Origin of the sequence: Blautia sp. AF17-9LB, from assembly GCF_003479185.1 — a bacterium.
Taxonomy (GTDB): Bacteria; Bacillota; Clostridia; order Lachnospirales; family Lachnospiraceae; genus Fusicatenibacter; species Fusicatenibacter saccharivorans.
Genome location: NZ_QUGU01000009.1, coordinates 48,243 through 72,193, shown reverse-complemented (window position 1 = coordinate 72,193; position 23,951 = coordinate 48,243). Strand labels below are relative to the sequence as shown.

The window sequence follows — 23,951 nt, the reverse complement described above, 5'->3', positions numbered from 1 at the left end:
TGCGGCTCTGAATTTTTTACGCTATTTTTTTGCGGGTCTATAGAATTTCTTTATGATAATGCTTCTTCCGCAGCCTCTTTTGATGCAAACGGGCCCGGCAGCGGATGAATGCCCTGACGGTTTCCGAAGTAGTCATATCGGAACACGATCGGCGTTCCATCCGGATTCTCATATTTCTGTTCCGGCTCAAATGCCATGCCAAGCGTCTCCGTTGAGATCACTGCACAGGCATTCTGCGGCAGATAATCGTAAACATTGGTCTCCAGTTTCCATTTTCCGTTCTCTTCTTTTACACCGATGGTGATTTCATGCTCGGTATCCACTACAGCGTCCTGTTCCTGCTCCGCCGGCTTCGCCCCATTGAAGTAAACGTTTCCGCCAAGCCATACCGGCAGCTTCTCGTAATACAGATCCGGCGACTTTCCGGAGCCCATTCCGCAGTAGCCCTCAAATCTTGCCACGTACTCCTCCAGCGTCGGATATCCGCTGTACGGTGCGGTTCCTGCTGTCAGATTTCCGTCATCCCACTCATTATCTCCGGTCAGTTTACGGATTTCTTCCATTCCCGCACGAACCGGCTTCTGGATGAAGATATTATTGTAGAACCGGCAGTCACCGTGAAGAACCGTCATAAATCCGTTGATCTCCGTGCGATGCGGCACATGGTACGGTGTGTAGCGTGGCGACGGCAGCTTTTCGGAGCCATTGTTGACACCGCGGCCGACAGCAGTAAACGATCCCGCGATCAGGTTATGTACTACCGCAACACCCTGTGTTGCCAGCTTTATAGCGCGGTCCGAAAGCAGTACGTTATTGTCCACCAGCGTCGGTCCGTGGGAAATTTCAATAAAGATATCCTCGCCGATGCCGTCCATCCCCTCCGGATTTGCATTCTCCTCGTTCGGCAGCGTATTGTCATGGAACAGGTTCTGCGTAACACGTGTGCCCTGTGCCTGCCAGTCGAGCCAGAGGCCTCTCGTACAGTGATGGAAATGGTTTCTTCGAATGATCACATCGATCGCCGCATGCATCTTGATGCCGCCGATCTCCGCACCCGCAAGGTTCTGTTTATTATTGATATGGTGAATGTGGTTATCCTCAATAATCGAGAACACACCGCCTAAATGGCCTACAATACCCGTCTGTCCACAGTCGTGGATGTTGCACCGGCGGATGATGTGGCTTCCGATGTTTTCCTTCGTCCATCCCTCTCGCTGCGCCTGGCAGATACAGTCACGCTCCGTCTGTGTACCATCTTTGAATTTCCATTTGAGCCATTTATTGTCATTGTTCGGCTGTCTGTATTTTCCAAGTGAAATGCCCGAGCACTTCGAATCTGAAATCTCACAATCCTCGATGATCCATCCCTTTGACCAGTGCGGGCCGACCATTCCTTCCTGATATGCCGTCGGCGGAGCCCACTGAGTTGCCGCCTGTTTTACAACAAAGCCGGACAGCGTGATATAACCGATGCCCTCCTTCGATGGATAAAAGCAATTCTCACGTACATTGATTTCTACGGTTTCTTCGTTCGGATTTTTTCCCTGAAAATTCACATAGAAAACGGTCTCATTTTTTTCTTCGTCCTGCTCCACATACCAGGTGTAAACCGTGAATGCCTGATCCCAGGATTTTTTATAGATCTCCGGCTTTTTCACCTGATCCAGACTTGTCACCTCATACATGGATTTTCCATTCAGATACACTTCTCCGGTGTGTGCCGTGTAGGATGCGATAAACCAGTCACCGCTGACCAGTGTCGTATATGGATTGTAATCCCCAAACAATCCGTTCGAAACGCGCGCTGTCCACACATCACCTTCCAAATGCTCCCAGTTATCCACAATTTCCGCACCGGTAATCACAGCTTTTCCCGGTTCCACAGAACGGTACACAATTCTTGCATCCTCACATCCCGCATTCGCCGGATCTACATATTCCCGATATACGCCAAGCGCTACAAGCACCTCGTCGCCGGGCATTGCAATTTTTGCCGCCTCAGAAATCGTCTGAAATGGATATTCCTTCTGCCCATTTCCGCTTCGCACAGCATTTCCATCTACATAAATCTGCATTTTTCGCTTACCTCTCACTTCTTCACTTTTCATAAACTTTTATTGTGAATTTTCGCCAAAATCACATCACTCTTTTTCCGATTTCTGCCGTTCTTCACAATTTTCATATCTTAACCATAATACAGATCCTCGTAAAACACTACTTATATATTGCCGATCATTGCCCAGATGTTTCGATTTTTTCTATATTTTTTCTCTCTTCTGTTGTATAATACCGTTTATCAGATACGGAGGATTCTTTTGCCATGAAAAACGATTCGACTTCTTTTTTCGAAAACAATCATTTTGCTAACAGCTATGTTTACGATATCTCTATTTCGCATGTCCCCGCCTATTTCGGTCTGCACTGGCATCACTATATCGAAATTGTGCTTGCACAGGATAACGGCATTATCTATGAAGTAAATGGAGAAACCTTTCCGCTAAAGCCCGGTGATCTTCTTTTTATCTGGCCCGGCGAGCTGCACGCTGTTTCCACAACCAACAGAGAACATCGCCTGATCATGCTTCAGCTCGATGCAGATTTTCTGGAAAAACGCGTGGATTTCCAGTCTGTTGCTTATCTTTTTTATCAGATCCGTCTTCTGAATCAGAACAACTTCCCGGAAATCGAAAAGCTTCGCGGATTTCTGACAGAGCTTCGCAGGCTCTCCCTCTCCGGTATCAGTTTTTCTGAACTGCGCGGATGCGTTCTGCTATATCAGTTTTTTATTCTGCTCGGCGAAAATCTCTCCGTGCCGACCGAAACTGCCGCACCGCAAAAAACAGGCCATTCCGCACAGGTACACCGCCAGATGGTTGCTGCATGTACCTGGATCTCAAGTCACTGCACCGAACCGGTTTCCCTGGAAGAAGCATCAAAAGTCGCCGGATTCTCCCGCTGCCATTTTTCCAAGCTGTTCCGCGCATACACCGGCCTCTCCTTCACGGATTTCGTCACCAGGGAACGGCTCCATATCGCCGAAAACCTGTTAAAAAAACCGGATCTCACGATCACCGAAGTGTCGCTCGAATCCGGTTTTAACAGTATTTCTACGTTTAACAGAGTCTTTTTGAAATCAAAAAATGTAAGCCCTACCGACTTCCGTCAGATGTACCTGCAATCCTATCAGAAATAGGCTATGAATTCGGCATGGCCTCTGGTCTTTCGCAGGTGGATGGAACCTTCTCAAATGCACCCGTTTCCGCACTCTTCATAATCTGATCGATCGTATCGAGTACGTGATATGCCATTTTGGCACTCGCACGGTTTGGTCTGCCCTCGGCAATTGCTTCTGCCATCTCAGACGGGCCAAGACCACGGCTGTTTTCGCTGTAATCAAAGCCATAATGTAAAACTTCCGGAACAGTCTGCTGTGTCCAGTCTTTTACACCCGGAATATAGACAACATCGCCGCCGAAATTGTTCGGATCAACAAGCTTTAAGATACCTTTTTTACCGTAAATGGTGAATACCGCCTGATCATTGATGACGCTGTCACCATTGACGCAGAATGTACCGGTCACACCGTTTTTCATTTCCAGAATGGTAAAGACCTGACTTTCGTTTGTATAGTCAAATTCCTGTCCGTATTCCGGGCTGCCCGGAATGATGTTCACACGCTTCGCCGCAAGGTTTCGCACGGACGATACAACGCGATCCACCGGACCAAAAAGACTCACAATTGCCGTCAGATAATAAACACCGAAATCGTAGCAGATACCGCCGCCCGGCATCCGCAGAAAACGGAAGATGCTCGCCAGCAAATCAAGATCGCGGTTTGCGCATGCTTCGAAAGATGTCACCTCGCCGATCAGCCCGTCGTCGATCGCTTTTCTTGCGGTCTGCAGTGCCGATCCAAGGAAGGTGTCCGGTGCGGAACCGAGATAGAGATGTTTCTCCTCTGCCAGCTCGATCAGTTTCGCTGCCGTTTCCGGTGCGAGGGTCATTGTTTTTTCAGTGTAAACGTGTTTTCCGGCTTCCAGTGCCTGACGGATCAGCCCCTCGTGGGTCGGTGCCGGTGTCAGAATGACTACCATTTCAATCGACGGATCTGCCAGAATTTCCTCGTAGGTACAGCCCTTGATGCCATACTGCTCTGCTTTCTTTTTCGCATGTTCAAGATGGCCTGCGCAGCATGCTGCTACCTCAAGATTCTCAAAGTTATGAATCATGTTCGTCAGATAAATATCACTGATCGCTCCGCAGCCGACAACGCCGACTCTCATTTTTTTCGTTTCTGTTGTTCCCATTTGTAAAAATCCCCTTTACTCTTTGTTTTTTGATTCTGTTCTAATAAAAACCCTTATTTTTTTTATACAACGAAATGTCTGAAAAAACAAGCATTCCGGCTCATATTTCACTTTCAAAATGAAAAAACCACCCACGGTTTCTGCAGATTCTCTGCATCACCGCGGACGGCCTTTTTCTGTTGTTTACTCCACGCTTTTCAGCGATTCAATCATATCAATTTTTCTTAACCGGTAGAACATCATAAAATTGACGAACAGAGCAAACGCCAGGGTAATCAGGGCGCTCCAGCCGTAGCTCCGCGGGAACACGTTTCGTCCGAACATCATCATATCGACCTCGACGGTCTGAATTACGCAATGATGTAAAAACGTTCCAATTCCCATGCCCGCGATAACGCCGAACAGTGTCAGCACCATGTTTTCCCGGTACACGTACGATGCCACCTCGCCGTCGAAGAAGCCGAGCACTTTCAGCGTTGCCAGCTCTCTCTGTCGTTCGGTGATGTTGATGTTGTTCAGGTTGTACAGCACCACAAACGCCAACAGGCCCGCCGATACGATCAGCACCACGATGACGATGTCGAGGGAACGAAGCATGTTGTCAATCTGATCAATCAGGTCGGATGTGAACGAGATTGCCGCTACACCGTCGTACGTCATGATTTTTTCTCCGAGTGCTGTCTCATAATTGCCCGACATGTCCTGATATTTCATCAGAAGCTGGTTGTAGTCCGGCGCTCCGCCGAACAGCTCCTCGTAGAGATCCGGGGCCAAATACAGGTAATGGCGCACGTAGTTTTCGACGATGATCGAAATCTTTACGTCCACAATATCATCGCCTTTTTTCAGCTGAACCGTGTCGCCTGCTTTTACGCCGAGCATCGTTGCTGTCTTTTCGCTGATGGCTGCGCCGCCGTCGGTCGGGAATTCGTAAACTTCTCCGCTTTTCCGGTCTCGGAAGGCATAGAAGTCATTGAAATTCGTCAGTTCTTTCGGCACTTCAAGCACTGCATCCACGGTCTTTTTGTCGGTCTGCAGTTCGATGTTCTGGCAGTACATTTCCAGCAGCTCATCGATGCCGCTGTAGTTTTCCAGATCGGTCTGCAATGCTTCTTTTTCGGATTCATCCACATCTGAATTCAGCACAGCATTCGCCTGATAGGTGAAGAGGCTGACGAACTGGTTTTTCGCAATCGCGGTGATGGAATCCTGAAGGCCGAAACCGACGAGGATCAGACCCATGCATCCGCCGATTCCGATAACGGTCATGAAGAATCGTTTTTTATACCGCACCAGATTCCGCACGGTTGATTTCTGCGTAAAGTTCAGATGTTTCCAGAGTACGCCGATGCGTTCCAGGAAAATCCGTTTGCCGTTTTTCGGTGCTTCCGGCCGCATCAGCTCTGCCGGACCTGCGGCGAGTTCTTTGTAGCATGCCGCGATCGTCGCCACGCCGGTGCAGGCTGCACTCGCCAGAATCGCAAGGCCTCCCTGCTCCCAGTTCAGCGGGGTCATGTAATACGGGAGTCCGGTATACAGCATGCCGTAGGCATTCATAATAACCCAGGGCAGGATTTTTTCTCCAACCACCACGCCCGCGAGAGCGCCGGATACGGTGGAGAGCATCGCGTATGCGAAATATTTAAAGGCGATCACGCCGTCGGAATAGCCGAGGGCTTTTAACGTTCCGATCTGCTGACGCTGTTCCTCGATCATTCGTGTCATCGTCGTCAGGCTGACGAGAGCAGCCACGAGGAAGAAGATAACCGGGAAGAATTTTCCGATATTCGAGATACGGCCGGCATCCTGACCGAAGCTCTCAGTTGACGTTACCTTATTCCGTCCCCAGACGTACCACGTTGGTTTTTTCAGGTCTGCGAGTGTTTTCTCACCGTCCGCAATTTCCTGCTTCGCATCCGCGATTTCTGGTTCGGCGTCGGCTTTTGCTTTTTCATATTCGGCTTTGCCGTCCTCAAGTTCCTTTTCTTTATCGGCAATTTCCTGTTTCGCATCCGCAAGGGAGATTTTTCCGTTGGCGATTTCCTGTTTCGCGTCGGCAAGCTGGGTTTCTCCGTCGGCAATCGTCTGCTTGGCTTCGGCGAGCTGACTTTCTCCATCGGCGATCGTCTGCTTTGCTTCTGCTAACTGGGTTTCGCCATCGGCGATCGTCTGTTTCGCGTCGGCGAGCTGACTTTCTCCACTGGAAATTGTCTGCTTTGCAGCGGCAAGCTGGGCCTCACCCGACTGAATCGTCTGTCGGTACGATGCAATCTGCTGTTCCCCATCAGCAAGCTGGGCTCTGGCAGCCGCAAGCTGAGTTTCTCCGTCTTTTAATTTACTGCGGTTCGTCTCAATCTGAGCTTCTCCGTCGGCAATCGCTGCTTTGGCGGATGCAAGCTGGGCTTCGCCATCCTCAATCTGTTTCTGATAAGCTTCTGCCTGTGCTTCTCCATCCTGAAGCTGGGCAAGAGCCTCTGTAATCTGAGCTTCGCCGCTTTCCAGTTCTTCTTTTGCAGAAGCAATCTGTGCCTCGCCTGCGGCGCATTCCTGCTCTTTTTCTGTTAATTGTGCATCTGCAGCGGCAAGCTGACTTTCTGCGTCGGTAATCTGAGCTTCTGCAGCCGCAAGCCGGGCTTCCGCATCAGCGCTTGCTGCTTCAAACGCTGCGATGTTTTGTTCCAGAAATGTTTTCTGCTCCTGCATCGTGAAAAGCTGCTGTGCTAACTCTGTCTGTTTTGCTTCCAGCGCAGTTTTCTGTTCCAACAGGGATACATATGCTTCATCTTCCTCTGTCAGTCCGTCAAGCTGAGCCTCAATCACCTCGATCTGACCAGTCACTTCTGTCTGCGCAGCCTCCACCATCGGAAGCTGCCTGGAAATCTGGGCTAACTGATCCCTGGCTGTCTCATACTGACTCTTCTGTTCTTCATACGCTGCCTTCTGCGCTTCATACTGTGTGCGTCCTGCAGCGGTTTCTGCTTTCTTGTTGTCCAGTTCCTCGCGTGCAGCGGAAAGCTGTTCCTTTGCAATATTCAATTCCGTTTCTTTTTTGGAAAGCTGCTCTTTTGCAGTATTCAGCTCCGTCTGCTTCCGAGTCAGTTCGGTTTTTGCCACCGAAAGCTGCGTCATTTTTTCCTCTAACTCTTTTTTGCCGGATGCCAGTTCTGTTTCTTTCTCTGCAAGCTGTGCTTTTCCGTCGGAAAGTTCTTTCGCTTTTGCCTCAAGTGTGGTTTTTCCACTTGCAAGTTCATCGGCTTTCTGATTCAGCTCCGCTTTTCCGCTTTCCAGCTCTGCCGCCTTTGCTTCCAGCGTCGCTTTTCCGCTCGCAAGTTCCGCCTCTTTATCTTTCAGCGTTGCCTTGCCGGATGCCAGTTCCTGCTCTTTATCGGCGATGGTTGCTTTCGCACTGAGAAGTTCCTGCTCTTTGTCTGCAATGGTCTGTTTTCCGTCAAGGAGTTCCTGTTCTTTCTCAGCAATCGTCTGCTTTCCGTCAAGAAGCTCCTGTTCTTTGTCCTTTAACGTCTGTTCGCCGTCGAGAAGTTCCTGCTCTTTGTCCGCAATCGTCACTTTCGCGTCGGCAAGCTGCTGTGCACCGTCATCCAGCTCTGTTTTTGCGTCCGCTAATTTCTGCTCTGCATCAGCGACCTGCTGTTTTGCATCATCAATCTTTTCCTGTCCTTCGGTTTTGACTGCCGTATACCGCCGGTCGCACGCCGCATCCTCGAGCGCTTCAATCTTCGTCTGTACAGCCTTCACCGTCTCATCATACGCATCGCTGTAGCTCGCCTCTTCCTGTGCGCCGTCCGCCTGGACGTAAATCTCTGTATAGAGATCCGAGGTAAATGTCTCCGGAAGCAGCAGTGCAAAACTGTTGATGCTTCCGTTTCCAATCGAGCCCGTTCCCCGGTTCAGATCCATATAATAAGGGAGTGTCGCCGAACCAACAATCGTAAACGTGTCCCCGGTCAGCGAATCTGAGAGCGGATCCTCCGTTCCGGAAGTGAACGTTACCTGATCTCCGATCTCACAGCCGGAACTTTTCAGAAACTGCGTATCAACAAGAATTTCATCCTCTTTCTCCGGCATCCGTCCCTCGACCACGCGCGGCTCATTCACACCGTCCGTCAGCGCAATCAGCTTCACAACCTGCTCGCTCTCGCCGATGTCATGCAGCACTTCCACCGTTTTTCCGCCGTAGACCGCTTTCACGCCATCCGTCTTCGCGATATCCGCCAGATCATCGTCTGTCAGCCCCAGCGTTCCAAGAACTTTCAAATCCATATAATTTACTTCATCATAATACCGGTCCGCCGAAACCTTCATATCTCCTTCCGCCGACCGAATGCCCGAGAAAAACGCCGCGCCAAGAAGCACGATGAAAAAGACTGACAGAAACCGCCCCTTGTTCTTTGTGATTTCCCGGATAAAGTCTTTTCGAAATGCTCTCATCGTCCACCTACCATTCTATCTCTTCCACCGGCGTCGGGTTCTCATTTGTTTTCATGCCCGCCACTTTTCCGTTTCGGATTTTAATCACGCGGTCCGCCATCGGTGTCAGCGCCGAGTTGTGAGTGATGACAATGACCGTCATCCCCTTCTCCCGGCAGGTATCCTGCAGCAGCTTTAAGATCGCTTTTCCCGTCACATAATCGAGCGCGCCGGTCGGCTCATCGCAGAGCAGCAGTTTCGGATTCTTCGCCAGCGCACGCGCAATCGCCACACGCTGCTGCTCTCCGCCCGAAAGCTGCGCCGGGAAGTTATTCATTCTCTCTTCCAGCCCAACCTCCGCAAGCACCTCCGACGCATCCAGCGGATGCTTACAAATCTGCATCGCCAGCTCCACATTCTCGAGCGCCGTCAGGTTCTGCATCAGATTATAAAACTGAAAAACAAATCCAATATCCTCCCGCCGGTACTGGATCAGCTTCTTGCCGCGGTACTTACTGATCTCCGCCCCGTCCACCAACACCTTTCCTGAAGTCGCTGTGTCCATTCCGCCTAAAATATTCAGCACCGTCGTCTTACCCGCACCGCTCGGTCCAACAACAATCACAAACTCACCCTTTTCCACATCAAAGCTGATCCCATCCGCAGCCTTGATGGTAATCTCACCCATTTGATAGGTCTTTGTTACATCCTGAAGACTCACATATCCCGCCATGCCGCCGTGTTCCTCCTATGCAAAAAATCGATATTTCCTATTTCTTTTATTGTATCAATCTACAGCCGCGGCGGCTAGTCCTAAGTGGACGAATTTACTGTTTTTTTATAAATGGCATCTCCCCTTTATTTCAATACTGCCCTGATCATACATCTTATCCCAACCAGAATAATCACCACCTCCTGTAATCTCTGTGCCATCTCCATCGCAGCCATGCCCTCTGCTGCCTTCCCGTTCAAAAATATTTCCAGAACGCATCATCCTCTGTCACTCTCCTCTCAAATCTTAACCACTCCTCCCAGGCCGCCTACCAGACGTGCGAACGCCTCTTCCAATTTGCCGCATCTTTTTCCACAGAAACTCACACAAGTTTGACAATTTATGATACACTAAGCTAAGTGACATCAATTCTGAATGTTCTGTGCTCTGCCGCAGATTTTTCGGAACTGAAATTGACTTTTCGATGCATAAACCAAACGATTTGTGGCATACGAAGAAAGGAATTCTTATGAAAATTATCTTTATCCGCCACGGCGAACCGAATTATGAGATTGATTCGCTGACTGAAAAGGGCTGGCGTGAGGCTGAGCTGCTTTCGAAGCGCACGGCGAAATGGAACGTCACCGATTTTTACTGCTCGCCGCTCGGACGCGCGAAGGATACGGCTTCTTTTACGCTGAAAAATGCGGGCCGCGAGGCCGAAATTCTTCCGTGGCTGCGGGAATTTGATGCGCCTGTCCTTGATCCGGAGACCGGAAAACGCCGGATTCCGTGGGATTTTCTGCCGGATGTGCTCGATGCGAACCGGGATCTCTATGATCATGATCTCTGGACACAGAACCCGATCATGAAAACCGGAAACATGGATGAAAATTATCGTGTCGTAACGGACGGACTCGATGCGCTGCTTGCTCGCTACGGTTATGTACGCGACGGCTACCGCTACCACGCTTCAGATGAAACGAACCGCGAAGCTGTCATCGTCTGCTTCTGCCATCTCGGCGTTACCTGCGTCGCGCTGTCCCATCTGCTCAACACAACGCCGGTGCAGCTCTGGCAGGGCCTGTTCCTGGCGCCGACTTCCGTCACGATCGTCGGAACGGAAGAGCGCAAACCAGGCGAAGTGTACTTCCGCTGCCAGACCGTCGGCGATGTCCATCACCTGCTTTCTGCGGGCGAACCGGTTTCGTATTATGGAGCGTTTAACGATCCATTCCAATTTTAACATCCGTAGACAAGAAGTCCCTCGCTTCTAAAGCGGTGGGATGAATTGTTAAAAGAAACATAACGGCAGTGGCGGGCGGAGAGAAATCGGTATCCTCCACTGACATGAAGCAAGTCACAGTCGAACTATTTTCGACATGTCAGACTCCGTGAAAATACCGACTGTGAGTTGAAACAAACTTTACAAAAAGGGAGATTTTTATCATGAATGAAGCAAAATTAAGAGAATACGCAAAGCTGATCGTAAAAATCGGCGCAAATGTACAGAAAGGACAGCGTGTCCGTCTGCAGGCCGGTGTGGATCAGGTTCTGCTTGCTACCATGGTCACGGAAGAGTGTTACAAAGCCGGTGCAAGCTATGTTGAGCTGATCTGGGAGTGTGGTCCGATTAACAAGCTGAGTTATCAGTACGCCACAGCCGAAACACTCGGTACGGTTCAGAACTGGGAGGAGGAGCGCCTCAAACAGATGACCGTAGATCTTCCGGTCCGCATTTTCATTGACTCTTCCGATCCGGATGAGCTTGCCGGCATCTCTGCCGATCTGCTCTCTACCGTCCGTCAGATGCGCGGGAAAGTAACGAAAAAATACCGCGATCAGCTCGACGGAAAACATCAGTGGCTGATCGTTGCCGCTCCGTCACCGGCATGGGCCAAAAAAGTATTCCCGGGCGAGCCGGAGGATATTGCGGTTGAGAATCTGTGGAATGCTATTTTTGATTGCCTGTATTTAAAAGAAGGCGAAGATGTCGAGAAAATCTGGCAGGCACACTGTGACCGCATGACCCAAAAAGCCAACTGGCTGAATGAACAGGCGTTCCGCAAACTGCATTATACCAGCAAAAACGGCACCGATTTCACAGTTGAACTGATTCCGGGCGCAAAGTGGAGCGGCGCTGGCGATATCAACCATATGAACAATACCTTCTATGTCCCGAATATGCCGACCGAAGAAGTTTTCACCAGCCCGATGCGCGGCAAATGTGAAGGCCGCCTCGTTTCCACCAAACCGTTAAGCTGGTCCGGCCAGGTTATCAACAACTTTACCGTTGATTTTAAGGACGGAAAGGTTGTCGACTGCCACGCAGAACAGGGCGAAAAGGTTCTGAAAAAAATGTTCGCGATGGATGAGGGCGCCGCGATGCTCGGCGAGGTTGCACTCGTCCCGAAGGAGTCCCCGATCAACCAGTCCGGACTGATGTTCTTTAACACTCTGTTCGACGAGAACGCATGCTGCCACGTTGCCGCCGGCGCCGGCTTTTCCGAGGTGCTGGACGGATTTATGGATATGAGTGATGAAGAAATCCTCGCAAAAGGTATCAACGATTCCCTGATCCACGTTGACTTTATGGTTGGATCGGATGACCTGCATATCGTGGGTATTCACGAAGACGGAAGCGAGACCGATGTCTTTGTAAACGGCACCTGGGTTGAGTAATCTGAATAATCATCGCCCCATTCTTTCCATCACTTTGCAAAACACCACCGCCGCAATCGTACTCGCAGCCGTCGCAGCAAGCGCCGGTCCGACAATTGCTGTTGGGTGGACGCTGCCGTACTGACTGCGGTACGCAATGATGTTGACGGGGATGAGCTGCAGAGAAGAAATATTTAAAATCAAAAACGTACACATTTCCCGGTTTGCGGTTCCTTCTGGAACTGCGGCCGGGTTTTTCATTTTCCGCCGCTCTTCCTCCAGCTCCTCAAACCGCTCCATCGCCGCAAGCCCCGGCGGCGTCGCAGCCGCGCCGAGTCCGAACACATTACAGATCATATTCATCCCCGCCGAGCGCATCACAGAGTGATCTTCCGGCACTTCCGGAAACAAAAACCGCATCACCGGCCCCATTCGTTTCACCAGCCCGTCAATCACTCCCGCCTTCTTCGCAATCTCCATCAGCCCTGCCCAGAACCCCGTCACCCCAACCAGCGAAACCGCCAGCACCACCGCCTCCCTCGAAGCCTGAATCACCCCATCCGTCACCTCCGGCATCCGTCCCTGCAGCGCGCCATATGCGATTCCGAGAAGCAGCATGGAACTCCATAGAATGTTCATTGCATCACCTGACTAAAAAGATCTTTATAAAAATATGCTGACTTTATATTTTCCATGATTCGAAACTCAAGTATACACCATAATCCCACAAATTTTTATTATGCCGTCGTTTTATAATGCTTTCTAAAATTGATATTTTAGTTTTATACGTATATAATAATAAACATTATAAGGGTGGTGTTTTAAAATGAAGAAAGCAGCATATAATATACTTCCAGGAACAGAAGAAATATTAAAAACCATGGGCAAGCAGCTTCAGGATCTGAATCTGCTTACAAGAAAAAGCAAAACTGAGAGCGGATTGCTGCAGATTATAGACTGACACGCAGACAAATAGAAGAAATGAGACCTGCATTCAGTGCCTGCTATGAATAATATAATGTGATATATAATTACCGGTCAACACACAGATTTTTCCGTGCATTGGCCGGTAATTTTTTCATTTAAAAATCAGTTTCCTGTCTTCCCTTTTCTCATATAAGGGTTTCGATACAGTGAAATCACAAGCTCCGCAGCCATGAAGCACCAGATGATCGGTTCGCACCAGATTACGGCGCTGTAGTGGTAGCGTGGAATAAATACCATGGCAAAGATAATCTTTCCAAACAGCTCAATAAAGCTCGACAGCAACGGCAGAATTTTCTCTCCGAGTGCCTGCAGTGCCAGACGGCTGCAGTTGACAAGACCAAGGGCGAAGAAAAACGGGATGGCTACGCGGAGGTAGCGGGCTCCGTTTCCGAGGACGGTCGGGTCGGATGAACCAGAGATCAGGTGTACCATGGTTGGTGCAAGCGGGGTGACGATTACAATCAGGCACGCGGTTACGCTGAAGCAGAAAATGTAAGCGTAACGGATGCCTTTCCGCACGCGCTCCCAGTTGTCTGCGCCGCGGTTCTGTGCAACGTAGGTGTTGACGGCCTGCGCCATGGAGGAAAGCGGCATCATGGAGAACGAAAACAGCTTTCTCGCAGCGGTATGTCCGGCGATAGTTTCATATCCGAGGCTGTTGATGCCCGGCTGCAGAACGATCGAACCAACATAAATGATGCTGCTCATAAATCCCATCGAAAATCCCTGCGCCAGCAGATCTGCGTACAGTCCGCGGTCCAGCGCGAAGTGGCGTTTTTCCGGAAGCAGGATTTTCGCTTTCGTAACAATATAAATCAGGCAGAGCACAACGGAAATGCCCTGTGCAATGACGGTTGCAATCGCGGCACCCCGGACACCCATGCCGAAGGTGCGGATAAACAGCAGATCGAGCACGATGTTCACCAGCGATGAAAAGATCAGGAACACAAGCGGCATGAAGCTGTTGCCGATCGCCCGCAGCAGGCCGGAGCACAGGTTGTAGGCGAACATGACGAACAGGAAAATCGAGAGAATCGAAATATAGCTGTAGGATTCCTCAAGAATCTCCGCCGGTGTTTTCAGCAGGCGCAGCAGCGGATGCATGAAGATCGTTGCCAGAATGGTAACTACCAGTGTCACGGCAACGCCGATGACGATACAGGATGCGACCGATTTTTTCATCCGGTCCGTCTCCTGCCGTCCAAAGCAGCGCGCCGTGACGATCGCAAGACCGTTTCCGACGCCGAACGTAAATCCGGTCATCATCTCATAGATCGACGAGCAGGCACCCATCGCCGCAATCGATGAGTCGCCGAGTGTATAGCCGACGATCAGGGTATCCATCGTGTTGTAAATCTGCTGAAACACGCGGGACGCCATGATCGGCAGGGCAAAAAGCAGCAGAGATTTCAGGATCGGGCCGTGAAGCAGATCGACCTGAGAACTCCGCCGGGTTTGTGTCTGTGACATAAAAAAATTCCTCCCTCTAAGTATAATGCATTGTTACCATTATATCAGAAGAGAGGAATTACCGGGCAGATAAAATACCCAAAACCATAAAAAAATACAATAATACAAAACTTTTACGGATTTTTGTCAATGATCGTGCATGTTCCGCCTTTTTCTTCGAAGTAATCCTGCATCTGCGCCGACAGCACATTCACATCCTCGTACTGCTCCGGCCGCACATGGTTCGAAATCCAGGCATCGCCGCCCTCGTACAGGATCTGATACTGGCTGTTATAGGAAGCTTCATATACATATGATTCCCCGTCGAGCGTGCATTCATAACGAACCGTGCGAAGCGACGCTTCATCCCGCAGCTGTGATTCCGTGTACACCCGAAGTCCGATCGCCGCTCCAATCAGAACAAAGATCGCCGCAAACACACCAACAAACGCATACCGGATCACTTTCCGTCTCCGCACTGCCTGCTGCACCAGCTGATCATTTAAGACCGCAAGCTGCTGTGCAATCTCATTCAGTTCCGAAGGCTGCTCCTCCTCTACTTCCAGCCCGCCGCCCAGCAGCACGCTCACCGGCACCTCAAACAGCTCCGCCATCCGATCCAGCATCACCGCATCCGGAACCGAAATCCCGGTATCACATAGTTAAAGATATTGGTATCATTCAATCAATTTTGCCGATAAAGCGGTAGAAGATTTCTACCTCCTGTTCCCGGCTTCCGTCCTCACCTTTGACCGCTTCATGGACAACGATTTTTTCAATCAGCGTATTCAAAAGTTCGGCGGTCAGTTCTGTTGGATTGACGCACTCTTTCATCAAGGCAATCCATTTTTCTGCGTCTGCGGCGTTCTGGCTTTCAGTGGCGATAGCGGATTGAAGCTGTTCAATCTTTGTGTCCAGTTCAGCCTGTTCGCTTTGGTACTTCCCGGACAGCATAGAGAAGTTGTATTCCGTGATACGCCCCGCCGCCCAGTCCTCATACATCCGGGCAAACAGGGTATCAACTTCGGATTTCCGCTTCTCTGCCTTTTTCAGCTCGGCGGCCTGCTTCTTTCTTGCGGCGGCCTGTCCCTTGTCATTGGCGTTTAACAGCCGCTTCAAGAGCCGTTCTTCATCATGCTGTACCAGCCCCGACCAGTATTGCAGACGGGAGAGGACATAGGCGTAAAGCACATCATAGCGGATATAGTGCATGGAGCATTGGCGTGTGCCCTGTCCGTACTTGCTACAATGATAATGGCCGTAAGGCTTGCTGTTCTGCCTGTTCTCCCCATAGGACAGCGACCAGCCGCAATCCGCACATTTTACCAATCCGGAAAAAATCTGCGTTGTACCATCCTTGCACTTCCTACGGCGGTTTGCTATCTGCTCCTGTACCTGCCGGAAAACCTGCTCGCTGATAATCGGCTCCTGCGTGTTCTCCACCCGCACCCATTCACTTTGGGGCTTGCGTACCCTCCGCTTGTTCTTAAAGGAAATGTTCGTTTCCCGGTAGTGAATGGTATGGCCGATATAGGTTTCATCTTTCATAATGCTCTTGACCTGCGCTATCGTCCATGCGTAGCTTTTTTCCTCTGGCGCACCCGCATAGATGTTTGCGAAAGTCCCGTCACGCTGGAAGTTGATAAATCCCGGCGTGGGAACCTTTTCCGCAATCAGTATTCTTGTGATACTGGCCGCCCCTCTGCCATGAATGGCAAGGTCAAAAATCTTCTCCACTATCCAGCGGGTTTCCTCGTCGATTATCAGCTTGTTTTTGATTTCCGGGTGTTTCCTGTACCCGATGGGAGCATAGGCGCCGATACGCTGTCCTGTGGCAAACTTCGCTTTGAAAGCGGCCTTTACCTTGCGGCTTGTATCTTTCGCAAACCATTCATTGAACAGGTTTTTGAACGGGACAAAATCGGAAAGCCCTTTCTCTGTGTCCTCATTCTCCGCAACGGCGATGTAGCGAACCCGTTTCTCCGGGAACAGAAATTCCAGATAGTAGTCCATCATCACATGTTCCCGCCCGAAACGGGACAGGTCTTTCGTGACAATGCAGTTTACTTTTCCGGCTTCCACATCGTCCATCATGCGCCGAAAATCCGGCCGTTCAAAGTTCGTCCCCGACCAGCCATCGTCCACATACTCACCGACTACATGAAGCCCCTGTTCCTTTGCGTACTGTTGCAGGATTGTCCGCTGTGTTTCAATGCTTACGCTGTCACCATAGTTTTCATCGTCCCGGCTCAATCTCATATAAAGCGCCGTGTTGTAAATCGTAGTATTGTAAGGTTGTTTCACCGTTAAAAATCCTCCTTCTAAAGAAACAACCCACGCTTACAATACTTTTGCTCTATGGCAATTATATCATAAGCGTGGGCGTGTTATCAATGATGGGCTATCAGGTTGAAGCGGCTTTTTCTGCGGTATGCCGCACCACATCTACAATCAGATCACCGAGGGGCTTCCCGCCTGCGGCGAAGTGTTCGGAGATTTTTATACGGTTGTTCCCACATACAAAATACTGCGTGCCGTTCTCTGCTTGTATGACCTGCCCTGTCCGGGGTGTAAAAATATCGCTTTCGCTTTTTGCCATCCAGTGTCCTCCATATTCAGTTTTCAAGGTACAATGCCGCACAGGGGCGGCGAAAATTTCTGCTTATATCTATCACCTTTCCTTTACCGTGTGCCGCTGCTGCCGTTTCAGTTCCGCCAGTATATCCGGCGGGATACGGTCAACCAGCCGCTGTAAATTGTCCAGTTCGCTTTTCAGCTTTGCCCGTTCCATCGTATCTTTCATCTTGCCTTTTTCACTGGCCTTTGCCCTTGCTTCCAGCTTCTCATTCTCCGCCAACAGGTCATTGATTGTGACCTTGTACTTTTTCAGTTGCCCGGAGAAGTTCTCCATCTGCGGGAACCACTTTTTCAGCATGGAGAGGGCTTCCTCTTTTTTCTTTCCGGCGTTCAGCGGGTTAATGCCGTCAAGGGCGGCTTCAATGGCTCTGGCCTGTTTGGAGAGGGAAACCGCCTGTTTGAAAAGCCGAGTGGGGATATGCTTCCGGCCTGTCTTGCTGGCACTCTCCCCACGCTCCAAGTCGGGATATTTCTCCACCATATAGGCGTGAAAGTCGTCCTGCCACTTCGTCAGGTTTGCCCGGTTGCCGATAATCTCCTTTGCACACAGGCGGTTGTCCTTTGTCAGCGGAACAAAGGTCAAATGCAGGTGGGGTGTTTTCTCGTCCATGTGTACCACCGCCGACACGATATTTTCCCGTCCTACCCGGCCAATGAGGAAATCTGCCGCCCTTTGGAAGAACGCCTGTATCTCCTTTGGGGATTTCCCCTTGAAAAACTCCGGGCTGGCAGTTATCAGCGTATCGACAAACCGTGTGCTGTCTTTCCTCGTCCGGCATCCGGCCTGCTCGATACGGCTCTGAATGAAGTGGTAATAGCGTCCCTCCGGCTTGACGATATGGAAGTTGTATTTGCTCCGGCTTGTATCAATGTCGGGGTTACTGGCGTATTGTTCTTTCTGTCTTTCGTGATGGGCTTCCAGCGGCCTTGCTGGGTTGCCCTTGTGCTTCTCAAACCGCAAAATTGCGTGTTGTGCCATTCTGCTCCTTTCCCCATTCCTTTCCTATCCGGGGTTTTCCACAGGGAAAATCCCGCCGGAATTATCTCTGATACGATAGGAATGGAATGGATATAAATAAATCATTTTAATCTTTGTATTTCTATATACCGTCCGGTTTTCGTACTTCAAGGGGGCGGTTTCCGTACTTCATGGGTACGGTTTTCAGTCCTCCGGCGTACCAGAACGGGATTTCTTGAAGTCGGTGTTTGGAACCGCTTCATAGGATTTTGGGAAAATGCGGTTGGGTTTTCCACAGCCCTGCTTCTGGATTTCCACCAGTCCGGCGTATTGCAGTTCCCGCAGGGTATTTACCGCTTTCTGCCGCCCACAATGGAGCAGGTCAACCACTTCACAGATAGGGTAATACAGGAAAATCCGTCCGCAGTCATCCGCCCACCCATTCTTGCGGGACAACTCTGTCCGGCGCAGGATAAAGGCGTACAGAACCTTTGCCTCGTTGGACAGGGACTTGAATGTGGGGGCTTCAAAGAGGAAATTCGGGAGCCGGGTGAAGCTGAACGCCTTTTCCGGCTGATGGATATAGATGGTATTTGTCATAGTGCGTTTTGTGGACGGTTAGAAGCCCGTTTTCCGGGGCGGGCGATACTTTATACCACCTGCCCCGGTTTGGGGCTTGTAAAGCCTGATAAATCAAGGCTTTTTTCGCTCCTAACTGTCCACAGCAGACCTCCTTTTCCGTTCACTTTCTGTTTTCTGCCGCCTGTGAACTCTGGCGGCACAGCCGGGGCAGTATTTTGCCCGGTTGGATTTGGGGACGAACACGCCGCCGCAGACCGCACAGCGTTTCAAGTCCTTATCCCGGAAAATTTCCGCTTCCAGCGTCCCGTCCAGCGGCAAGACCGCCCAGCGGAACCACTTACAGCAGACCGAGAAAGAAATCGTCTGCGGGCAGGTGCAGGTGTCCCCATCGTCAAGGACAATGCAGTTGCCGTCCTCAAAGCAACAGCACTCCCGGCGTATCAGGCTGGCCGCCTGTTTCCTCTGCGCCGGTGTCATGCGGTAAAGGGAACCGTCCGGCCTGCGTTCCAGCGGCGGCAAGTCTTTATAGGGGTTATCTCTCATGCGTTCCCTCCATTTTTCTTTCCGTTGCCGTTCTCCCCGAAAAGGCTTCCTGCCCCATTCCTGCGGCGTATTCCGGCGTTGGCACGCTCCCCGCAACTTCGGGACATTTTGTCCCGAAGTCCGGCTCCTTGCGGTGCTTCCCCAGCCGGGGTATTCCTTTTCGGACGGTCATTCTGTTTTCAAGGTGCTGTCCATCGATGAACTACCCTAAGTCTACACGAAAAAAATGCAATTCCCGGAATTTTGCGAGAATTGCATTTTGATGAAGTTTACACTTTGGAAATTGCATTTTTGCAATCATTCTGTATAATGGAAGTATGCGGAGGAGGTGCGTGTTTATGGCTTTACCCGGAACACCCGGACAGCGGATTTCCGATTTATGCAACGGGAACCACATCACACAAAAGGAACTTGCGGAGAAAATAGGCGTTTCCGCTTCCCAGTTGAGCCGCATTGTCAGCGGCGAAACGAGAACGGTCAGCAGTGATATTCTCATAGGTGTGGCAAAGGAATTTAAGGTATCGACAGACTACATACTGGGCTTGTCCACCGTGAGCGTCCGTAAAAGCTACGATATTTCTGAATTAGGCTTGTCCGAGGGAGCCGTGAGGGGGCTTGTGACGGGTGCTGTTGATGTGCAAATCCTTAATCGTCTGTTAGAACACAGGAATTTTCCCAAGCTGATAGATTTGATACGGATTTATTTTCAGGACACGGCGGCAAAGGGGATAACAGCAAGAAACAAGCTTATCGAGATAGCAACGGCTTCCCTGTCCGACCTGATGAAAGAACACCCGGAACACCGGGCGGAAGCAAAGCAGGATTTGCAGCTTTTGAACGCCCAGAAGATGGGGGAACATGAAGCGGAGATTGAGAAAATCAAAAATGTGTTCCTCGCTATCCTGCGGGATATTAAGAAAGACATTGACAACGGGTCACAGCCGGGAGAAGCTGTGACCGCCGCTATGTTCCAAGCCATGCGGGACGCACTGGCGGAGCAGAAACAAAAACCGCTTTCCATTGACGATGTAACGGCGATGATAGCCGGACAGATCGGACAGCTTGCACCGATGGACGAGGAAACCGCCGACCTGTTTCAGCGGTTAGTAAAGAAAATGATTGAACAGGCAGAGAAATAAATGTAAGAGAATATTAGAAAATGGGAAAAAGCAACTCGTACTATATGCAGCTTCATGTAGAAGCACTGTTTACAATGAATGAAAAGAACGAACTTATGACTATAAGGGAACCATGGGACTCAACTTCACAGCCGGCTCCCCGCTTCTATTTGACAAGACCACTTTACGAAAAACCACATGCTTATTTTCGTGTTGACGTACCGAAAGAATTAAGAGAAAAACTACAATCAATTACCAACAGAGAGCCAGTACTGATGCTGCCGAATGAATCACCTATTTATGATAAAGAATATCGGCAATTATTAGGAGAAAGTAAGATTTCAGAAGATGCTTGTTTTTGGCTTCCTGAACAGCCAAAGTTAAAAGCCTGCTTACTCACTAAAGACAACATTGAGCCTCAGATGAGCCACTATTTTCCCTGGCTACCTGAAGAGTTGCTGGATGTTCCCTTTTGCGCTGCTTATTTGGAAGATTCTCAAGTCGTATCTATTTGTCGTAGTGTTCGGATTATTCTTGAGGCAGAGGAAGCGGGAATTGAAACGGCTGAACTTTACAGAAGAAAAGGGTATGCATTCCACACACTTGCAGAATGGGCAGAAGCAGTTAGACGAAATGGTAGTATTCCTTTGTATAGTGCGTCCACTTCTAACTTAGCCTCTTTAGGTTTAGCAAAAAAGGCAGGCGGCATTTTCTTTGGTAACGGTTTTTGCGTTTGCTGATTTATGGTTTTGGGGTATAACAAACTGTTTGAAGAAGAAAAGAAGCGGCTAAAATAGATTGCGGAGAAGTTGGACTTGCCGAAAAATCCAAACCCGCAGCGAGGCAGAAAGTAAGAGAGCAGTAAATACTGATTAAGGGAGCAAGTTGATATGAAAATTAAAGAAATCAAGGAGTGATTTATTATGCCACAGCATATAACCGTTGTAAATTATGACCCGGAATGGCCGTCAAAATATGTACGAGAGCGGGACTATATTACCGAAATACTGAAAGAAAATTGCATTTCTATCTACCATATTGGAAGTACATCTGTTCCGGGACTGGCCGCCAAGCCAATTATCGATATTATGGCAGTCGTTAGAAGTCTTGAAAAGGTAGATACGGTTGCGGAAAAGTTTTCAGAGATAGGCTACGAATATCTCGGAGAATTTGGAATAACGGGCAGACGCTATCTTCGCAAAGGCGGTGATGAGCGAACCCATCAAATTCATATTTTTCAAGCGGACGATTGGAACAATATCGGACGGCACCTCGCATTCCGTGACTATATGCATACCCATGAAAAAGAGCGGAACGAATACGCAAAAATCAAGAAAGACCTTGCACAAAAGTTTCCCTATGATATAGATGGATATTGTGATGGGAAAGAAAATTTTGTTCGTGAGATGGAAGAGCGTGCGCTTGCCCAATACGATGGGACGTGGGATAAATTGTATATTGCCGCAAGGAAAGTACAGCATGAAAGAAAACTCTCTCCACTGATTGAGGTTGGGAGTGTTTCTGCCGCAGTTCTTTCGGCAAAAGGAAATATCTATACCGGGGTTTGCATTGATACCGCTTGTTCATTGGGAATGTGTGCGGAAAGAAATGCGATTGCAAATATGATAACAAACGGGGAAAGCCAAATCATAAAAATAGTCGCTGTTATGCCAGACGGAAAAGCAGGCATGCCGTGTGGAGCCTGCCGGGAATTTATGATGCAGTTAGATAAAGCGGCGGGAGAAATAGAAGTCCTGCGTGACTATGAAACAAAACAGGTGGCGAAGCTAAAAACCCTAATTCCTGATTGGTGGAAGTAAGTTATTAGCAAAGCCAGCCGAGCCAGTCAACGGTCAAGATGAACGGCGCATAAATGCGCCGCCGTTGACAGTCCCGCCCGTCTTTGCTGATGGGCAATCAAGGCGGGAAAGCCCTAAAATGGCTTCACACCTATTTCAATAATTGGAGGAGATAAAAATGAGATCAGAAAAAGAAGTTTATGATATTGTTTTGAATTTTGCAAAAACAGACAAACGCATTCGCATGGTTACTTTGGAAGGATCTAGAACAAATACAAATATTCCGCCTGATGATTTTCAGGATTTTGATATTACTTTTTTTGTTACGGATATGGACAGCTTCACAAGTGATGATAAATGGCTAGATATATTTGGTGAAAGGTTGATTCTGCAAAAGCCGGAAGATATGGAATTATTTCCAGCTGTAGAAAAGGGATTTTCATATTTAATGCTGTTTACTGATGATGTTAAGATAGATTTAACTTTGCTGCCGCTGGAACTGATAGACGAGTATTTTACATGGGATAAACTGGTAAAGTTACTGTTGGATAAAGACAACCGTATCGTAAAGCCGCCAATACCAACGGATATAGACTACCACTTGCAGAAGCCTACTCAAAGAATGTTTGACGATTGCTGTAATGAATTTTGGAATACTACAACATATGTAGTAAAGGGCTTATGCCGCAAAGAAATTCTTTTTGCTATTGACCATATGAATGATATAGTACGAAAAGAATTGCTTCGCATGATTTCCTGGCTGATTGGTATCAAACAGGGATTTCATTTCAGTTTGGGAAAAAACTATAAATTTATGAAGCAATATGTCCCAGAGGAATTGTGGGAACGACTTATGTCCACTTATAATATGGATTCCTATCCCCATATGTGGGAATCCTTTGAACAATGTATGGCATTGTTCCGGGAGGTTTCGTCAGAAGTGGCATGTCAGTTGGATTACCAGTATCCACTATATGATGAAAAAATCAGTAATTATGTGATTCGGCAAAAGAAAAAATATGGCATTGAAGATGATAACAAATAAAATTTTTTCAATCGAAAAAATTTATTTTGATTATTCAATTTTGAAAAACTGAATACCTCAAAATCAGAAAGAGCGCGGCCAAGCACTTTGAGGGATTGGCCGCCTTGTCCACCCATCCAGCGGGGCGGCGGGCGGCGGTCAAGGCCGGGTGTAACCCCGTTCATTTCAGCCTTGACGGTTGCCCGCTGTCCTGCTACTTTTTCGGGAGTGTGGCCACAACTTCGGGACACTTTGTCCACAAGTCGGAGCGTAGGACGAGGGACGGGAGCTTTCATATACGCCCAGTCTGCTGTTGAAAACAGACCTGCGCTTACGGCTCCACGCCACGCAAGCACAGCCCTGTTTTCCTGCCGCTTCAAATGCCCTTGCCCTCCCCGGCGGCAACGGCATTTTCACGGCAACGCCGACAGAGCGTATAACACACTACACTTTGCGTCGCAAAGTCGTGTGCCAAATGGGGGCGTTGCCCCCTTTGGAAACCCCCACAAGAAAAGGCGATATGCTACCCCTCCACGGGGCGCATACCGCCTTTTCTTGTTATTCAGCCCTCCGGCTGTATTGGTTGAGCAAAAGTCAGCGTGGGATTGGTGTGGTATCTTTATCTAAGCGATACCCCTTTCTCCCATTTCGAAATCGTCTGCCGCACCACATGCAGCTGCTCCGCCAGCGTTTCCTGGGAATATCCTTTTTTCTTTCGCAGTATTTTGATGTTATCACTCAGCATA

The 23,951-nt window shown here is 49.3% G+C and carries 22 protein-coding genes and 1 pseudogene; 8 read left to right on the top strand and 15 right to left on the bottom strand.

The annotated features are described in order from the left end of the window. Nucleotides 1-50: 50 nt before the first annotated feature. Nucleotides 51-2,075 carry a right-handed parallel beta-helix repeat-containing protein gene (locus tag DWX00_RS10975; RefSeq protein ID WP_118595225.1) on the bottom strand — a complete coding sequence of 675 codons (2,025 nt, stop codon included), beginning with the start codon at nucleotides 2,073-2,075 and terminating at the stop codon, nucleotides 51-53. Nucleotides 2,076-2,320: 245 nt separating this feature from the next. On the opposite strand from DWX00_RS10975, the gene DWX00_RS10970 reads away from it, so the two are divergent. Next, on the top strand, nucleotides 2,321-3,193 hold the full coding sequence (locus DWX00_RS10970) for an AraC family transcriptional regulator (protein ID WP_118595224.1): 873 nt from the start codon (nucleotides 2,321-2,323) through the stop codon (nucleotides 3,191-3,193). 1 nt (nucleotide 3,194) lies between these two features. Here the strand turns inward: DWX00_RS10970 and DWX00_RS10965 are convergent, their stop codons facing one another. From DWX00_RS10965 to DWX00_RS19635, 4 genes are all read right to left on the bottom strand, one after another. Further along, entirely contained in the window at nucleotides 3,195-4,307 is a 1,113-nt protein-coding gene (locus DWX00_RS10965) for a Gfo/Idh/MocA family protein (RefSeq protein ID WP_117762075.1), read from the bottom strand. 183 nt (nucleotides 4,308-4,490) lie between these two features. Continuing rightward, nucleotides 4,491-8,756 carry an FtsX-like permease family protein gene (locus DWX00_RS10960; RefSeq protein WP_117762076.1) on the bottom strand — a complete coding sequence of 1,422 codons (4,266 nt, stop codon included), beginning with the start codon at nucleotides 8,754-8,756 and terminating at the stop codon, nucleotides 4,491-4,493. Nucleotides 8,757-8,763: 7 nt separating this feature from the next. Further along, nucleotides 8,764-9,468 carry an ABC transporter ATP-binding protein gene (locus tag DWX00_RS10955; protein WP_118595223.1) on the bottom strand — a complete coding sequence of 235 codons (705 nt, stop codon included), beginning with the start codon at nucleotides 9,466-9,468 and terminating at the stop codon, nucleotides 8,764-8,766. A gap of 105 nt (nucleotides 9,469-9,573) precedes the next feature. After that, nucleotides 9,574-9,729, bottom strand: a complete 156-nt coding sequence (locus DWX00_RS19635) for a hypothetical protein (protein WP_158578803.1) — start codon at nucleotides 9,727-9,729, stop codon at nucleotides 9,574-9,576. Nucleotides 9,730-9,976: 247 nt separating this feature from the next. Between DWX00_RS19635 and DWX00_RS10950 the strand changes: the two genes are divergently transcribed. Next, nucleotides 9,977-10,693, top strand: a complete 717-nt coding sequence (locus DWX00_RS10950; RefSeq protein WP_055226022.1) for a histidine phosphatase family protein — start codon at nucleotides 9,977-9,979, stop codon at nucleotides 10,691-10,693. Nucleotides 10,694-10,896: 203 nt separating this feature from the next. Then, nucleotides 10,897-12,129: an aminopeptidase gene (locus tag DWX00_RS10945; protein WP_118595222.1), complete on the top strand. Its 1,233-nt coding sequence runs from the start codon at nucleotides 10,897-10,899 to the stop codon at nucleotides 12,127-12,129. A gap of 9 nt (nucleotides 12,130-12,138) precedes the next feature. Here DWX00_RS10945 and DWX00_RS10940 read toward each other — a convergent pair whose 3' ends face one another. Beyond that, nucleotides 12,139-12,747 carry a nucleoside recognition protein gene (locus DWX00_RS10940; protein WP_118595221.1) on the bottom strand — a complete coding sequence of 203 codons (609 nt, stop codon included), beginning with the start codon at nucleotides 12,745-12,747 and terminating at the stop codon, nucleotides 12,139-12,141. Nucleotides 12,748-12,934: 187 nt separating this feature from the next. On the opposite strand from DWX00_RS10940, the gene DWX00_RS20315 reads away from it, so the two are divergent. After that, entirely contained in the window at nucleotides 12,935-13,069 is a 135-nt protein-coding gene (locus DWX00_RS20315) for a hypothetical protein (protein WP_264466111.1), read from the top strand. A gap of 128 nt (nucleotides 13,070-13,197) precedes the next feature. Here DWX00_RS20315 and DWX00_RS10930 read toward each other — a convergent pair whose 3' ends face one another. The 7 genes from DWX00_RS10930 to DWX00_RS10900 all read right to left on the bottom strand — a co-directional run bounded on the left by DWX00_RS10930 (nucleotide 13,198) and on the right by DWX00_RS10900 (nucleotide 19,264). Then, nucleotides 13,198-14,565: an MATE family efflux transporter gene (locus tag DWX00_RS10930; RefSeq protein WP_117804492.1), complete on the bottom strand. Its 1,368-nt coding sequence runs from the start codon at nucleotides 14,563-14,565 to the stop codon at nucleotides 13,198-13,200. 113 nt (nucleotides 14,566-14,678) lie between these two features. Then, nucleotides 14,679-15,170 (bottom strand): hypothetical protein, encoded by a 492-nt coding sequence (locus tag DWX00_RS10925; RefSeq protein WP_117804493.1) that lies wholly within the window; start codon nucleotides 15,168-15,170, stop codon nucleotides 14,679-14,681. A 55-nt stretch (nucleotides 15,171-15,225) separates the two neighbouring features. Continuing rightward, nucleotides 15,226-16,803, bottom strand: a complete 1,578-nt coding sequence (locus DWX00_RS10920) for a recombinase family protein (protein WP_118595258.1) — start codon at nucleotides 16,801-16,803, stop codon at nucleotides 15,226-15,228. Between the two features lie 145 nt (nucleotides 16,804-16,948). Next, complete coding sequence (locus tag DWX00_RS10915; RefSeq protein WP_002334813.1) at nucleotides 16,949-17,143, bottom strand: hypothetical protein; 195 nt, start codon at nucleotides 17,141-17,143, stop codon at nucleotides 16,949-16,951. A 72-nt stretch (nucleotides 17,144-17,215) separates the two neighbouring features. Next, nucleotides 17,216-18,160 (bottom strand): MobV family relaxase, encoded by a 945-nt coding sequence (mobV, locus tag DWX00_RS10910; RefSeq protein WP_118595220.1) that lies wholly within the window; start codon nucleotides 18,158-18,160, stop codon nucleotides 17,216-17,218. 183 nt (nucleotides 18,161-18,343) lie between these two features. Next, complete coding sequence (locus tag DWX00_RS10905) at nucleotides 18,344-18,739, bottom strand: replication initiator protein A (RefSeq protein ID WP_118595219.1); 396 nt, start codon at nucleotides 18,737-18,739, stop codon at nucleotides 18,344-18,346. Between the two features lie 111 nt (nucleotides 18,740-18,850). Continuing rightward, a complete protein-coding gene (locus tag DWX00_RS10900; RefSeq protein ID WP_118595218.1) occupies nucleotides 18,851-19,264 on the bottom strand; it encodes a cysteine-rich VLP domain-containing protein in 414 nt (137 codons plus the stop codon). A gap of 338 nt (nucleotides 19,265-19,602) precedes the next feature. Between DWX00_RS10900 and DWX00_RS10890 the strand changes: the two genes are divergently transcribed. The 4 genes from DWX00_RS10890 to DWX00_RS10875 all read left to right on the top strand — a co-directional run bounded on the left by DWX00_RS10890 (nucleotide 19,603) and on the right by DWX00_RS10875 (nucleotide 23,226). Next, nucleotides 19,603-20,403, top strand: coding sequence for a helix-turn-helix domain-containing protein (locus tag DWX00_RS10890; protein ID WP_118595217.1), 801 nt, complete (start codon nucleotides 19,603-19,605; stop codon nucleotides 20,401-20,403). Nucleotides 20,404-20,423: 20 nt separating this feature from the next. Next, entirely contained in the window at nucleotides 20,424-21,122 is a 699-nt protein-coding gene (locus tag DWX00_RS10885) for a GNAT family N-acetyltransferase (protein ID WP_118595216.1), read from the top strand. Nucleotides 21,123-21,305: 183 nt separating this feature from the next. Continuing rightward, nucleotides 21,306-22,202 (top strand): GrpB family protein, encoded by an 897-nt coding sequence (locus DWX00_RS20445; RefSeq protein WP_118595215.1) that lies wholly within the window; start codon nucleotides 21,306-21,308, stop codon nucleotides 22,200-22,202. Between the two features lie 157 nt (nucleotides 22,203-22,359). Continuing rightward, nucleotides 22,360-23,226, top strand: coding sequence for an aminoglycoside 6-adenylyltransferase AadE (locus DWX00_RS10875; protein WP_001255868.1), 867 nt, complete (start codon nucleotides 22,360-22,362; stop codon nucleotides 23,224-23,226). Here the strand turns inward: DWX00_RS10875 and DWX00_RS10870 are convergent. Beyond that, nucleotides 23,175-23,585, bottom strand: coding sequence for a hypothetical protein (locus DWX00_RS10870; RefSeq protein ID WP_243038003.1), 411 nt, complete (start codon nucleotides 23,583-23,585; stop codon nucleotides 23,175-23,177). The two genes, DWX00_RS10875 and DWX00_RS10870, sit on opposite strands and share 52 nt — an antisense overlap. Before the next feature lie 245 nt (nucleotides 23,586-23,830). After that, nucleotides 23,831-23,950 (bottom strand): annotated as a pseudogene (locus DWX00_RS10860) (helix-turn-helix transcriptional regulator); the annotation flags it as partial. Between the last annotated feature and the right edge of the window lies 1 nt (nucleotide 23,951).